The organism is Filimonas zeae (assembly GCF_014641615.1).
GTDB lineage: Bacteria > Bacteroidota > Bacteroidia > Chitinophagales > Chitinophagaceae > Filimonas > Filimonas zeae.
The window spans coordinates 294,922-311,080 of the sequence record NZ_BMIB01000004.1 but is presented as its reverse complement, the minus strand read 5'-3'; the positions used below and the strand labels follow the sequence as shown (position 1 = coordinate 311,080).

10 protein-coding genes are annotated in these 16,159 nt (G+C 44.3%); all 10 read left to right on the top strand.

The genetic code is table 11. The features are described from left to right. Positions 1-21 precede the first annotated feature (21 nt). Positions 22-1,263, top strand: a complete 1,242-nt coding sequence (locus IEY13_RS19905) for a sulfate adenylyltransferase subunit 1 (protein WP_188955494.1) — start codon at positions 22-24, stop codon at positions 1,261-1,263. Positions 1,264-1,276: 13 nt separating this feature from the next. Then, complete coding sequence (locus IEY13_RS19900) at positions 1,277-2,113, top strand: serine O-acetyltransferase (protein ID WP_188955487.1); 837 nt, start codon at positions 1,277-1,279, stop codon at positions 2,111-2,113. After that, complete coding sequence (cysK, locus tag IEY13_RS19895; protein WP_188955485.1) at positions 2,110-3,021, top strand: cysteine synthase A; 912 nt, start codon at positions 2,110-2,112, stop codon at positions 3,019-3,021. The genes IEY13_RS19900 and cysK overlap by 4 nt, the downstream gene beginning before the upstream one ends. Positions 3,022-3,099: 78 nt before the next feature. Then, entirely contained in the window at positions 3,100-3,951 is an 852-nt protein-coding gene (cobA, locus tag IEY13_RS19890) for a uroporphyrinogen-III C-methyltransferase (protein WP_188955483.1), read from the top strand. Beyond that, entirely contained in the window at positions 3,935-5,635 is a 1,701-nt protein-coding gene (locus IEY13_RS19885; RefSeq protein ID WP_188955481.1) for a diflavin oxidoreductase, read from the top strand. The genes cobA and IEY13_RS19885 overlap by 17 nt, the downstream gene beginning before the upstream one ends. Before the next feature lie 27 nt (positions 5,636-5,662). Then, positions 5,663-7,336, top strand: a complete 1,674-nt coding sequence (locus IEY13_RS19880; protein WP_188955479.1) for an NADPH-dependent assimilatory sulfite reductase hemoprotein subunit — start codon at positions 5,663-5,665, stop codon at positions 7,334-7,336. Next, complete coding sequence (locus IEY13_RS19875; protein WP_188955477.1) at positions 7,336-8,850, top strand: TSUP family transporter; 1,515 nt, start codon at positions 7,336-7,338, stop codon at positions 8,848-8,850. Before IEY13_RS19880 ends, IEY13_RS19875 begins: the two co-directional genes overlap by 1 nt. Positions 8,851-8,948: 98 nt before the next feature. Continuing rightward, positions 8,949-11,912, top strand: a complete 2,964-nt coding sequence (locus tag IEY13_RS19870) for a TonB-dependent receptor (RefSeq protein WP_188955475.1) — start codon at positions 8,949-8,951, stop codon at positions 11,910-11,912. Positions 11,913-12,029: 117 nt separating this feature from the next. Further along, positions 12,030-14,699, top strand: coding sequence for a glycoside hydrolase family 3 N-terminal domain-containing protein (locus IEY13_RS19865; protein WP_188955473.1), 2,670 nt, complete (start codon positions 12,030-12,032; stop codon positions 14,697-14,699). Positions 14,700-14,707: 8 nt separating this feature from the next. Next, on the top strand, positions 14,708-16,150 hold the full coding sequence (locus IEY13_RS19860; RefSeq protein WP_188955471.1) for an alpha-L-fucosidase: 1,443 nt from the start codon (positions 14,708-14,710) through the stop codon (positions 16,148-16,150). Positions 16,151-16,159: the final 9 nt, after the last annotated feature.

Sequence of the window (16,159 nt, the reverse complement as noted above, 5' to 3'; positions counted from 1 at the left end):
ATCAGCTTCAACATAAACAATATGGATATTCTACGTTTTATAACAGCCGGTAGTGTTGATGATGGCAAAAGCACGTTGATTGGTCGCCTGCTGTACGACAGCAAAAGCATCATGATTGATCAGCTGGAAGCAATAGAAAAACAAACCAAAAATAAAGAAGAAGGCGAAATTGATCTGGCACTGCTTACCGATGGCTTACGGGCAGAAAGGGAGCAGGGCATTACCATTGATGTTGCCTATAAATATTTTGCTACGCCTAAGCGCAAGTTTATTATAGCAGATGCGCCGGGGCATATACAGTATACCCGTAACATGGTAACCGGTGCCTCTAATGCAAACCTGATTATTATTCTGGTGGATGCGCGGGGTGGTGTGGTAGAGCAAACCAGAAGGCATTCCATTATTGCTTCTTTACTGGGCTTGCGCCATGTGGTAGTGGCTGTAAACAAAATGGATCTGGTAAACAATTCGCAGGATGTGTTCAATAACATTGTGATTGATTACGCCAATCTGGCTAAATCACTGGGCCTGGAAGATGTAACCTATATTCCTATCAGTGCATTAAAAGGGCATAACATAGTAGATAAATCAGACGAGATTGGCTGGTATGAAGGCCCGTCTTTACTGGAAGTATTAGAAAACGTACAGGTGCAACAGGATATTGATCTGGAGCATGCACGCTTTCCGGTGCAATATGTAATCCGCCCTCAAACAGAAGACTTACATGATTACCGCGGTTATGCCGGTAAACTGGTAAGCGGTATTTATAAAAAAGGGGATGCTGTAACTGTTTTACCATCGGGTATTACCAGCACTATCAGTGCTATTGAAACCGGCGGTAAGCAGGTGGAAGAGGCTTTTGCGCCGCAAAGCATTGTACTGCATCTGGCAGATGATATTGACATTAGCCGGGGTGATGTAATCGTAAAAAGCACCGATCTGCCACAGGTAGAGCAGGAGCTCGAAGTGCTTTTGTGTTGGATGGATAGTAAGCCTTTAACAGCTGGTAAAAAATATCTGCTTCAGTTGAATACTACGGTAGTAAAAAGCGTGGTAAAGGAAATTGAATACAAGATAGACGTTAATACGCTGGAGCAACTGGCTGCACCTGAGCAGGCTGCGTTGAATGATATTGTAAAAGTGGTTATCAAAACCGCAAAGCCGCTGGTGTTTGATCAATATAAAAAACTGAGAGGAAACGGTGGAGCTATATTAATTGACGAAACGAGTCATGTTACCGTAGGGGCCTGCATGATTCAGTAAAAGACTGGACTGTATGAATAATTATCAACAACTGATTAACGAACTGGTTACAAGAAACCAGGGCAACTTTGCGGGTTTTCCCAGCAAACAGCTGGCTGCTGAATTTGCTGACAGACTATTTCAGTTTTTATTCGGGTATTCCAAAAAGCGGTTGAATAGCCATCAGGAAGTTGAAAATGAATACCGCTTACTAAAAAGCCATCTGCAAACCTTATTGCAGGAGGTGATACATGAAGCTGATGTAATTGAGAAAGCTACTGATGACTTTTTCGAAGCCATTCCGGGTATTTATCATACACTACTGGATGATGCCAATGCCATTCTACGTACCGATCCGGCAGCAAAATCAATAGAAGAAGTGCTGATGGCTTATCCCGGATTCTATGCTACTTCCATTTATCGGGTAGCGCATCAGTTACTTTTATCTGAAGTACCTGTTATTCCACGTTTGTTAACAGAACATGCACATAGCCAAACGGGTATTGACATTCACCCCGGAGCAACCATTGGTAAGGCATTTGCCATAGACCATGGTACAGGGCTGGTAATAGGGGAAACTACTGTTATAGGTGATAATGTAAAAATATATCAGGGTGTTACACTGGGGGCTTTAAGCGTGGATAAGGCGAGAGCCAACAAGAAAAGACACCCTACAGTAGAAGATAATGTAATTATTTACTCCGGCTCCACTATTCTTGGAGGTGAAACGGTAATTGGGCGCGACAGCATTATTGGTGGAAACGTATTTCTTACTTACAGTATTCCATCTTCATCGGTGGTTTACCATAAGAGTGAGATAAAAGTAAAAGACAACAACCCGTTTCCTGAACCATTAAATTTTGTTATATGAAAGCAGGTAATATTTTAGAAACAATAGGCAATACGCCGCATGTGCGCATTAACCGTTTGTTTGGTAATGATATAAATGTTTGGATTAAGCTGGAAAGAGCGAATCCTGGTAATAGCATTAAAGATCGTATTGCGCTGGCAATGATTGAAGATGCAGAAAAGCGTGGTTTACTTAGTAAAGACAGTGTGATTATTGAGCCTACATCCGGCAACACGGGTATTGGCCTGGCGCTGGTAGCTGCTGTTAAAGGTTATCGCCTGATATTGGTAATGCCGGAGTCAATGAGTGTGGAGCGCAGAAAATTAATGGCTTCTTACGGTGCTGAGTTTGTATTAACTCCCCGTGAAAAAGGCATGCGCGGTGCTATTGAACGCGCGAATGAGCTGAAAGATATTACCCCGGGTTCCTGGGTTCCCCAGCAATTTGATAATCCTGCCAATACGGCTATACATCGTAATACTACTGCTCAGGAAATTCTGAATGATTTTCCGGAGGGTATTGATTATCTGATTACAGGTGTGGGTACAGGCGGACATATTACTGGTGTAGCTGAAGTGGTAAAAGAGAAGTTTCCCGGTTTGAAAGTATTTGCTGTTGAACCGGAATTATCGCCTGTATTGAGTGGTGGTACTCCGGCTCCGCATCCGTTGCAGGGCATTGGTGCAGGCTTTGTGCCATCTATCCTGAACACGAATATTCTTACCGGCGCAATCAAAGTATCTAAAGAAGACTCTTTTTACTACGCACAACGCCTGGCAAAAGAAGAAGGCATTTTTGCAGGTATTTCAACAGGAGCGTCTCTTGCAGCAGTAGCGCAGAAAATTGCTGAAATTCCTAAGGGGGCTACGGTGCTTACGTTTAATTATGATACCGGCGAGCGGTATTTGTCAATAGAAGGGTTGTATTAAACTGAACCGGTAAACGGCTACGGGAATGTAATTCCCGCAAAACTAATTGCTTATTTATTCTACTAAAAAAGTGGAGTTATGTTAACAGGTGTTCAATATGGGAAAGTGATATTGGCGGCAGCAGGGCCTGGTGATCCGGAATTGATTACTGCAAAAGCCATCCGCTATCTGCAACAGGCAGATGTGGTATTGACTGACCGGCTGGTGAGCGATGACATTATCCGGTTTTATGTAAATGCATCGGCTGAGCTGGTGTATGTAGGAAAACAATGCCGCAGAGGTGCTTCCACACCTCAGGAGGCCATTAATGATCTGCTGGTTAAGTATGCGCGTCAGGGAAAACTGGTTGTGCGGTTGAAGGGGGGAGATGTATCTATCTTTTCCAATATACTGGATGAGTTACAGGTACTGAAGGAGCATGGCATTGCGTACGAAATTGTGCCGGGTGTTACCGCAGCCTTAGGGGCCGCGGCTTATTCCGGTATTCCGCTTACTGCGCGTGGATATTCCACCGCTGTGCGTTTTCTTACAAGCTACAAGTCAGATATTGTATCTGATGCTTACTGGAAAGATCTGGCAGGTACCCATGATACGCTGGTGTTTTATATGTCAGCCGAAACCATAGAAGGTGTGGTGGATAATCTGCTTAAATATGGCGTTGCATCCGATGTGCATCTGGCTGTAGTAGAGCAGGGAACTACCTCGCAGCAAAATGTATACACCTGCAATATTCACGATTTCCATTCCATCTTAAGGGGGCAAACCTTTGTTTCTCCTTCACTGGTTATTATAGGTAAAGTAGTGGCTTTGCACGAGCAGTTTGCCTGGATTGCCAACAGCAACAGTAAAGAGTATTATTTCAAGCCTGTTGCGCCCATACATCATTCTAATAACGCCTTTAATTCAACTGCCCATGTTAGCAGAGCCTAATTTGAAAATGTTCCGGGATCTGGTAAGCAACGCATCCCGTGATGAACTGATATGGATGAACGGTTTTCTGGCAGGCCTTATGCAAAGTGCTGCTCCGGCAAAAGAAGAACCGGCCGCTGCACCTGCCGTTCAGGTAAAGAAAATTACCATTACCTATGGTACTGAAACCGGCAATGCAAAAAAAGTGGCTACACAATTTGCTACCGTTGCCAAGAAAAAAGGAATTACGGTTAAGCTCGTTGGTCTGGATCAATATAAACTGACTGATTTGCCTAAAGAGGAATATCTTTTTACGGTAATCAGCACACAGGGCGATGGCGAACCACCTGCCAATGCTAAAAAATTCTACGAACATATTTACCAGCAAACCCCAAAGCTGAGTAACCTGAAATACGGTATACTGGGCCTGGGTGACACCTCATATCCTATGTTTTGTAAAACAGCAGAAGATGTGGATGGCCAGCTGGAAAAGCTGGGTGGCAAAAGAGTGCTGACTTTACAAAAGTGTGATACGGATTATGAGCAGGAAGCACAAGCCTGGTTTGAAAAAGTGCTTGAGGCTTTAGCCAATGCAGGAGGAAGTGTTGCTGCACAACCCAATGCGCCTGCTAAAAAGTCAAGCCATAAAAAGATTTACGCAGGTACTATTGCTACCAATATTAATCTGAACGATACCGGCTCCAGTAAGGAAACCTATCACGTGGAAATTACTTCCGAAGAAGAAGTAGATTACCTGCCTGGTGATTCTATTGGCATTGTACCTCATAATAAAAAGCAGGGAGTAGAAGCCATTCTTACGCTAACAGGTTTATCTCCCGATCATGAAGTAACATATAAGGATATAACCACAACAGCCGAAGAGCTGTTATGGAAAAAGCTGAACATTGTTCATTTACCTGAAAGGGTAGTGGCTAAATATGCCTCCATTGTAAATCAGGATATTCCCGCTACCCGTATTGATCTGGTCGATCTGTTGAAGATTTACCCTGTAAAGGATGCCGCACAGTTTGAAGAAGTGCTGGGTATAATGGAGTCGATAGTACCAAGGTTGTATTCTATATCTTCTTCGCCTGCTGCACACAGCGGTGAAGTTCACATTACCGTATCCAGAAACTGTTTCCCGGTAAATGATGAAAAGAAATACGGCTTGTGTTCTGATTTTCTTTCTCAGTTAGCGCCAGGCAATACACTGGATTTTTACATCCATCGTAACAATCAGTTCCGTTTGCCGGCAGAAGAGAAAGATGTGATCATGATAGGCCCCGGAACAGGTATTGCACCTTTCCGTTCTTTTATAGCTGAGCGCGATGCTGCCGGCGCAAGCGGGCGTAACTGGCTGTTTTTTGGCGAGCAGCATTTTGTGAGCGACTTTCTTTACCAGACCGAAATACAGAACTATGTACAAACCGGTGTGCTGCAAAAAGTAAGTCTGGCGTTTTCCCGCGATCAGAAAGAAAAGATATATGTGCAGCACCGCATTCAGCAACAGGCGGCAGACTTATGGCAGTGGCTGGAAAGCGGTGCCTACCTGTATGTGTGTGGCGCAAAAGCGCCCATGAGTACCGATGTAGAGCAGGCTATTTTAGAGGTAATCATTTCACAGGGAAATAAAACCGCCGAAGAAGCTGCTGTATACCTGGAGCAATTACAGGAAGATGGCCGGTATTTAAAGGATGTGTATTAGTAGTGTTTATTCTATCAACCACAAAGTATGAAAGAGCAACAACAGAATTTGTCACCCATAGAAAAAATTAAGCAGGCCAGTGATGGCCTGAGAGGTACTTTAAAAGAAAGTTTGCAGGAGCAGCTTACCGGTGCTTTATATGAGGATGATCAGGCGCTGGTTAAGTTTCACGGAATGTACCAGCAGGACGATCGTGACAGAAGAGAAGAGCGCAGTGCCAAAAAGCTGGAATGGCTATATTCTTACATGATCCGCTTACGTCTGCCTGGTGGTTTTATTACACCGGAACAATGGGAGGCGCTTCATTATATTGCCGGTGAACATGCTACCGGTATTATTAAAGTAACCACACGGCAGACGATACAGCTGCATGGTATTTTAAAATCGCATGTAAAACCTACTATACAGGACTTTAATACGGCTGGCCTGGATTCTATTTCGGCTTGTGGTGATGTAAACCGGAATGTGATCTGTGCGGCTCACCCTAAGCAATCGCCCATTCACGAGCAGATATTTGCGTATGCAGATAAACTGAGTCAGCTGGGTTTGCCTAAAACAAGAGCTTACTATGAAATATGGCTGGATGAACAGCCGCTGACCGATAAAACAAAGGAAGATGACGACCTGTATCAGGACAGATACCTGCCCCGTAAGTTCAAAATGGCAATAGCTATTCCGCCTAACAACGATGTAGACGTATTTGCCAACGATTTAGGCCTGATAGCAGTTATCGAAAATAATGAACTGAAAGGCTTCAATATTGCAGCCGGTGGCGGATTAGGTGCTACACATGGCAATCCTAATACTTATCCCAGACTGGCAACCGTACTCGGCTTTGTGGATACGGAAGAAAAGGTATTGAAGGCAGCATACGAAATCATTACCATTCAGCGTGATTTTGGTAACAGAAGTGATCGTAAGCTGTCCAGGTTAAAATATACCATTGACAAAATGGGGGTAGAGGCTTTTAAGGCAGAACTGGAAAAGCGCTGTGGTTTTGCATTAGAGCCTGCTAAAGAGATTGTGTTTACGGAGCGTGTGGATTATTTTGGCTGGCAGCAAAACCATGAAGGCAAATGGTATTACACCGTGTTTGCTGAGAATGGCCGTGTAATGGATACAGATGCATTGCCTTTAAAAACGGCACTACTGGAAGTAGCCAAAACACGCAAGGCTAACTTCAGGTTTACTGCGAATCAGAAACTGATTTTGTCGGATATTTCCGATGCGGATAAGCAGGCTGTGCATGACATCCTGGATAAGTATGGTATTATTCAACATACCGAAAGTGCCGGGAGCATGCGTAAAAATGCGGTGGCTTGTGTGGCGTTCAATACGTGCCCGTTAGCGTTGGCTGAGGCACAGCGGTATCTGCCCACCCTGATCGGCAAAATTGAGCCATTGCTGGAAAAGCATAAACTGGGGGATGATGCTATCAGCGTGAGAATGACCGGATGCCCCAATGGCTGTGGCAGACCGTATGTTGCAGAGATTGGTTTTATAGGTACTGCCTACGGACGCTACAATATGCATATCGGTGGCGATAGGGAAGGCGCACGTTTAAATACAAAGTATAAGGATAATATCGACGAAGCAGCTATTTTGCAGGAATTAGATCTTCTACTGGGTAAGTATAGTAAAAAGCGCAAAAAGGGCGAAACCTTCGGCGACTTCGTAATCAGAGAAAAAATTGTTAGTTAATGGAACAAGATGTAATAACAGGCATTAAGGCGGATAACAAAACCGCCTCTCATCAGAATCATTTGTTCCCGGTTTTTTTAAAACTGGAGCAAATGCGTGTTTTACTGGTGGGGGCTGGAAATGTAGGGCTTGAAAAGCTTACTGCACTAACAGCGAATGCGCCGGCTGCTGCTATTACAGTTGTTGCCAAAAGGGTAAGCGAAGAAGTGCATCAGCTGGCTGCCCGTTTTGAGTCTGTTACTATACTGGAACGCGCCTTTGAGCCATCCGATCTGGATGATAAGGATATTGTGCTCGTGGCCATTAACGAAAAAGAGAATAGTTCTTATATACGTGTGCTGGCAAACGAAAGAAAGCTACTGGTAAATGTGGCCGATACGCCAGATCAATGCGATTTCTATCTGGGCTCAGTAGTGCAGAAGGGCGACTTGAAAATCGCTATTTCTACCAATGGCAAATCTCCAACTGCTGCCAAGCGTTTACGTGAGGTGTTTCAGGAGGCCATTCCTACCAGTATTGAGGAGATGATTCAGAATCTGCATCAGATCCGCAACCAGTTAAATGGCGATTTTGCCAGTAAGGTAAATAAGCTGAATGCGATAACACGTCCTCTGGTGGAAACCAGTGCTATTGGCCGGGAAAGACGGTGGCGTAAGATTGCTACTTACTCGGTAGCTGCGTTTGGTTTTATGCTGGTTGGGCATTTTATACTTTCTTACCTGCCTTTGCAGCAAATGGCTACCGATGCAGTTAAGTGGTATGGTACATTGGATAAAAACTTTCATTGGATATTGCTGGCGGGTTTTCTTGCGCAGATTGTAGATGGTGCATTAGGTATGGGGTATGGGGTTACCAGTGCAACCATATTACTTTCGGCAGGAATAAACCTTTCTGCCATTAGTAGTAGTATTCATACTGCTGAAATGTTTGCCAGCGGTGCTTCGGGATATAGCCATTACAAGTTTGGCAACGTAAACAAAAAGTTATTTAAAGTATTGGTGATACCGGGTGTTATTGGCGCGGTAGCCGGGGCCTGGTTGCTGAGTAAATATGGTGATAGCTATGCGGATTATCTGAAACCTATAATGGCATGTTATACCTTGTTTCTGGGCCTGCGTATTTTATTCAATGCTTTTAAAAAGCAATTGCGGAAAAAGAAATTCAAAAATTATAAATTATTGGCTGTTATAGGTGGATTTCTGGATTCATTTGGCGGTGGCGGTTGGGGACCTATTGTAACCAGTACTCTTATTGCCCGTGGCAGGAATCCTAAATACGTGATAGGCTCTATCAGCTTAACGGAGTTTTTTGTTACACTGGCAAGTGCGCTTACCTTTTTCTCTTTAATTGGCATTAGTCACTGGCAAGCCATTGTGGCGCTGATTCTGGGAGGGATTATTGCGGCACCTATCGCAGCACGCATAGCCGGAAAATTGCCCAGAAAAGCTTCTTTTATTTTACTGGGGGCGCTGGTTATTATCTGGAGCCTTCGTATACTTGTAAAAGTATTTTAAGCTATTAACAATAGCCCGGTGCATTCCGGGTTTTTTTACAAACACTAAGTCTACTATATTTGTGGACTACGTATAGACAAACAGAACCAACAAACGTTATGAGATTGACGCCTACTTTAAAAACAGTTGTAGCTGCTTTAGCATTGCTAACGCTACTTCAGATTGCGCCCCCTAAAACCTTAAATGCCCAGGGTAATGCATTAATAGAAATTTCCGGCAAGGTTACCAATGAACAAAAACAACCCTTGTCTGATGTAAGTGTACATATAAAAGGAACTGTTGCCGGAACGGTAAGCACTGGTACAGGAGATTTTAAAATAAGAACCCGGCTGAAACTACCATTGGTACTGGTGTTTTCATCTGTTGGGTTTAAGCCACAGGAGTTTACTGTAAATGAACTGGGTTCTTCACTTCAGGTGGCTTTGGTTACACAAACTTATATAGGTAACGATGTAGTAGTAACCGCTTCCAGAGTACCGGAGAGTATTTTAAAGTCGCCGGTAGCTATTGAAAAACTGGATATACGGGCTATCAGAGAAAGTCCGGCACCCAGCTTTTACGATGCTTTGGAAACGGTAAAGGGCGTACAGATGACAACCTCCAGTCTTACCTTCAAAGTGCCTAACACACGCGGTTTTAATATTCCCAACAACTTCCGTTTTATGCAGCTGGTGGATGGTGTTGATATGCAGGCAGCTACCCTGGGTGTGCCGTTGGGAAATGCCATTGGCCCCACCGAGCTGGATATAGAAAGCGTGGAAATTACGCCGGGTGCTGCTTCTGCTTTATATGGCATGAACGCTATTAATGGTATGGCCAACCTGCTTACCAAAAGCCCCTTTACCAGTCAGGGTTTAAGTGTGTATCAAAAAACAGGCATCAACCATGTGGGAGGAACCGGAAGAGATCTGAGTAACCTGACAGAAACCGCTTTTCGTTTTGCGAGAGCCTTTAATAACAAGGTTGCTTTTAAAGCAAATTTCAGCTACCTGCGTGGTACTGATTGGTTGTCTGACACACGTAAAGATCAGAATCCTAACAATCTGAAAACCGCCAACCCGGCTTATCCGGAACTGAACGGAGCCAATAACGCAGTTTTTGATGGATGGAATAAATATGGTGATGATGCGCTTGCCGGTAGTAATACGGTATCCATTACGGGGCTGAATATTAACGGACAGGCCAACCAAACCTTAACAGTTGCCCGTACTGGCTACTGGGAAAAAGATTTGGTAAGCCCCACAGTAGATAACCTGAAAGTGGATGGTGCTGTACATTATAGACCTACAGACCATGTAGAACTTTCTTATGCATATCGTTTCGGTAAAATGGATGGGGTGTTTCAACGGGGTAACAAAATACAGCTGGACAATGTAAGAGTGCAGAACCACAAATTTGAAATTAAGGGTGATGACTTTTTAATCAGAAGTTATTTGTCGCTGGAAAACACAGGAGATTCTTACAACGTAAAGCCACTGGCTGATAATATGGATTTATTCAGTGGAGGAAGTGGCACCAACTGGGCCGCGAAGTATAAGACTGCGTTAAATGCATACGCAGCTGCAAATGGAGGCAACCTCAACTCTTCCAACCTCGCGGCGGCTACGCAATATGCCCGTGCACAGGCAGATGCAGGTCGTGCAGAGCCCGGCACTGTCCGTTTTGATTCTATAAAAAATGCAATCAGACGCATTAATAACTGGGACATTAAATCAGGTACTATTCCCGATGCTCCGGTAACAGGTGGTGCAGCGCTTATTCAAAAGAGCCGTATGTTTCATATAGAAGGCCAATGGAATTTAAGCAAATACACCAAAGTGGTTGACCTGTTGGTGGGAGGTGATGCGCGTGTGTATACCGTTATTCCGGATGGGAATAACTTCGTAGATTTTTCACGTTCTATTGATGACCGTAATAAGCCGTTGGCTAATGGTAGCTATGGTAGCAATGTACACTATAAAAAATATGGCGGGTTTGCCCAGGTTACCAAAACACTGCTGGAAGAAAAGCTGAAACTGTTTGGTTCACTGCGGTATGATTACAATCCGGAGTTTAAAGCAAAATTCACACCAAGGGTAGCGGCGGTATATACGCTGGCTAAAAGCCATAATTTCCGGGTAACCTATCAGCAAGGGTATCGCTTCCCGGCTTTATTTGAAGCGTTGTCTTACGTTAACAATGGTCGTGTTAAGCGGGTAGGTAGTCTTTCCTATATTAATAATGGACTGGGTTACCTGGATAACAGCTATACACAGTCATCTGTTGTAAACTTTAATGCTGCGGTAAAGGCGGCTGGTAATACAGATGCGGCTGCCCTGGCTAACAGAAATCTGCTGGTGGTGGCTAACCTGCCAGAGGCACGTCCGGAAAGAATTAAATCTTTAGAGTTTGGTTATAAAAGTGTGCTGCTGGGTAACAAGCTGATTGTTGATATTGATGCGTATACCAATAAATACGATGGCTTCTTAGGTCAGGTTCAGGTGTTTGTACCTAAGGGCGAAATGGTGGGTTCTGACGCAGCGGTGATTGCTATGGTAGATAGAAACCGTGATCAGACTACTGCTTCAGGTGGTAATGCTGCCAGCAAAGGGCAGGAAAGGTACCGTGTATATACCAACGCTAAAAACACTTATACCAACTATGGTTTTGCGGTGGGTGTAACCTATAATTTTTACAAGAAGTTTGTGTTAGGCGGTAATACCAGCTACAATAAAATAAAGTCAGGCTCTGCGGATGATATTTTCGTAACCGGTTTTAATACCCCTGAATGGTCTGCCAATATCAGTTTTGGTAACCGGGAGATTGTAAAAAACTTCGGATTTAATGTGGTGTATAAATGGCAGAAGTCGTTTTTGTGGGAGAGTCCATTGGTAACCGGCACCATTCCGGCTATCAATACTTTTGATGCGCAGGTTACTTATCGTGTGCCGGAATCTAAAACCACTATTAAGGCCGGTGGTTCTAACATATTCAATTCCAATTACATCCAATATGCGGGTGGTCCTACTTTGGGAGGTTTATATTATGTGGCTATTACGGTTGATGGCCTGTTAGGCAGGTAATATAATTTTCTCATTCTTTGTTTGTGTTGATAGCAAGGTGGCGCTTTTCCAGGCGCTGCCTTTTTTATTTCTGGTGCTGCCGGTTTGTTTTTGACCGGATATGCTTTATTTAGAGGGATGAACCGCAAAACACTACTGCTTTCTCTCCTGGTTCCCTTCTGTTCAGTTGCCTGGCCACAGGCACCTTTACCGCTGTATAAAGATGCAAAGCAACCTGTGGAATTGCGCGTTCGTGATTTGCTGCAACGGATGACGCCGGATGAAAAGTTCTGGCAATTATTTATGATTCCCGGCGGTTTGCAAGAAGGGATGGATCAATTTAAGAACGGCATTTTCGGATTACAGGTGAATACGACTTCTCTTCAGGGAGGAGCTGCCGTGCAGCTGATGAGTTATGGACAGCAGGGAGATGCTGTTCAGATAGCGCATGAAATAAATGAACTACAGCGCTTTTTTACTACTCAAACCCGTTTAGGAATTCCCATTATACCATTTGATGAGGCGTTGCATGGTTTGGTGAGAGCGCAGGCCACTGTTTTTCCGCAGGCAATAGGTTTGGCTGCTACCTGGGATACTGCTTTGGTGGGCAGGGTAGCAAAAACCATTGCATGGGAAACAAAGAGCCGGGGTATAAGACAGGTGCTTACTCCGGTAGTAAATATTGCATCAGATGTGCGGTGGGGGCGTACGGAAGAAACCTATGGGGAAGATCCTTATCTGGTATCTGAAATGGGGGTGGCGTTTGTAAATGCTTTTGAACAGCTGGGCATTGTAACTACCCCAAAGCATTTTATTGCCAATGTGGGCGATGGTGGAAGAGATAGTTATCCTATTCATTATAATGAGCGGCTGATGCGGGAGATATACCTGCCACCTTTTCTGGCATGTATACAAAGAGGCAAAAGCCGTTCGGTTATGACGGCGTATAATTCCGTAGATGGCAGCCCGGCAACGGCACATCACTACTTGCTGAATGAAATATTGAAACGGGAGTGGAATTTTCCGGGGTTTGTTATTTCCGATGCAGCAGCTGTGGGGGGCGCCAATGTATTACATTTTACTGCCGGTGGCTATGGCGCGTCTACTGCTATGGCGCTGAATAATGGGCTGGATGTGATCTTTCAAACAGATTACAAACATTATCCACTTTTTAAAGATGCTTTTGATAAAGGATGGATTCGCAGTACTGCTATTGACAGTGCTGTTGCCAGGGTATTACGTGTAAAGTTTGAGTTGGGATTGTTTGAGAATCCGTTTGTGAAGGAAGAGGAAGCGGCATTGTATGTAAATAAGCCGGAACACCGGAGGCTTGCCAGGCAGGCGGCGCGTGAATCTATAGTATTATTGAAGAATGACAATGGTGTATTGCCTTTCAATAAGCATATACGTTCACTTGCTGTAATAGGAGAGGATGCTGCTGTTGCGCGCTTAGGTGGTTATAGTGGTGCGGGTACTCATTCTGTTTCTATACTGGAAGGGTTGCGCAAAAAATTACCTGATACAAAAATACACTATGCTCCCGGTCCGGGGCGAAACTGGACAGATTATGCTGTGGTGCCCGCTACAGCGCTTAGTCATAGCAAAGAAGGTGAAAGAGAAAAGGGGCTTCATGCCAGCTATTATAACAACATCACAGCAACCGGAACGCCACAGCTGAAGCGAACAGATGAAGCTGTTGATTTCCGGTGGACGTTATTTGCGCCTGATACTTCGCTTTACTATGATTTCTTTTCAGCCGAATGGAATGGGTTTATTGAATCGCCTGTATCGGGAAATATTTTGCTGGGCATAGAGGGTAACGATGGCTATAAATTGTATGTGGATGAAAAACTGTTAATTGATACATGGGATAAAGCATCTTATGATACATTGATGAAGCCTGTGGCCATGCTTAAAGGGCGGGCTTATAAAATAAAGCTGATATATCACGAGTCATCGGGCAGTGCGCGTGTAAAGCTTATCTGGGATGTGGGGGTGAAGCACAATGCAGAAGCGCTTATACAGGATGCTGTAAAAATAGCTCAGGCGGCCGATGCCATAGTAGTAGCTGTTGGTATTGAAGAAGGCGAATTCAGAGATAGGGGGAAACTGGCTTTGCCGGGCCGGCAGGAAGCGCTGGTACAGGCACTGTCTGCAACAAAAAAACCATTGGCGGTAATTATTACAGGCGGTAGTGCTGTCACCATGAGTAGCTGGATACATCAGGTGCCAGCCATTCTGGATATATGGTATGCCGGTGAGGAAGGTGGAAATGCTGTGGCAGATGTACTGGTGGGTGACTACAACCCCGCAGGCAGGCTGCCATTTACTTTTCCGGTTAGTGAAGGGCAACTGCCGTTGGTGTATAACCACAAGCCTGCCGGCAGGGGCGATGATTATGATAACCTTACCGGTAAGCCGCTTTTCCCATTTGGGTATGGCTTAAGTTATACCCGTTTTCAGTATAATAATCTTCATTTTACAAGGCAAGCCCTACAGATGGGTGATTCTACGGAAGCTGTTTTTACCATTAAGAATATTGGCGAAAGGGCGGGCGATGAGGTAGTGCAATTGTATATTCATGATGAGGTGGCTTCTGTAGCCAGGCCGGTAAAAGAGTTAAAGGGCTTTCAACGGATTCATCTTAAGCCGGGCGAAGAAAAAGAACTGCGCTTTTGGATTACGCCTGCCATGCTTAGCATGTATAATGCGGATATGAAGCTGGTGGTAGAGCCGGGGGCTTTCCGTATTATGATAGGAAGTTCTTCTCAGGCTGTTCAATTACGACAATTAATTCAGGTAAAATAAATTCACCTATGAATAAAAGGATATTATTGTTTTGGGTGGCATGTGCGGCTGTATGCAGTGGTGCGGTTGCACAGCAGCACTTGCCCAATGGAAAATACCAATGGCCTAAAGATAGTTTGGTAGTGAAAAAGCTACAGCAATGGCAACAGGTAAAGTTTGGACTATTGATGCATTGGGGCCCTTATAGCGAATGGGGCGTAGTAGAAAGCTGGAGTATTTGCCCGGAAGATGAAAGCTGGTGTGAAAGAAAGGGACCATACGCTGAAAATTATAATCAGTACCTGGATGCTTATGAAAAATTACAGACCACTTTTAATCCGGTATTGTTTAATCCTGCCAAATGGGCTACTGCTGCCAAAGATGCGGGTATGAAATATATGGTGTTTACCACCAAACATCACGATGGTTTTTGCATGTTTGATACCGACCAAACAGATTATAAGGTTACAGATGCCAAAACGCCTTTCTCCAATAGCCCTAAAAGAAATATCACCAAAGAAGTTTTCAAAGCTTTCCGTACGGATAGCTTTATGATAGGCGCTTATTTTTCAAAGCCCGATTGGCATAGCAATGATTACTGGTGGAAGCGCTTTCCACCCCAATCGCGTAATACTTCCTACAACCCTGCAAAGCATCCGGAAAAGTGGAATGCTTTTAAAAAATATACCTATCGGCAGCTGGAAGAGTTGACTACTGATTACGGAAAAATTGATATTCTGTGGTTAGATGGTGGCTGGGTGCGCCCTAAAGCTACTATTGATACCTCGGTGGATTGGCAGCGGTCTATTCCTTATGAACAGGATATTGACATGGCCAATATTGCAAGCATGAGCCGGGCTAACCAACCGGGCGTATTGATTGTAGATAGAACTGTATCAGGTGAGTTTGAAAACTATGTTACACCCGAACAGGCCATACCATCCGGCTATCTGCCTTATCCCTGGGAAAGTTGCATTACGCTGGGTAACTCATGGTCATATATTCCTGACGAACAGTTTAAGTCAGCCAACAAAGTCATTCGTATGCTTACCGATGTGGTCTCAAGGAATGGCAATCTGTTGCTGAACGTAGCGCCCGGCCCTGATGGAGACTGGCATGCTGCTGCTTATGACCGGTTAAAAGAAATTGGGGCATGGATAAAAGTAAACGGGGAAGCCATATATGGTAGCAAAGGTGATAGCATTATAGGGCAGCAGGGCAATTTTATTTTTACGCATAAGGCCAATACGGTGTATGCCATATACCGGGGTGATGAAAAAAAGGCGGTGCTTCCTGCTTCTGTAACTATAATGCATGTACCAGCTGCACAGGTTAAAAATGTTTCTATGCTGGGGGCTAAGCAGAAAGTGAAATGGACGCAGGAAAGGGATAAGCTTGTTGTTGCTGTTCCGGATAAACTGCTGAATAAGCTGCCTTGTAAAGAGGCATGGGTATTTAAAATCAGTTATTAAAACCTGGTG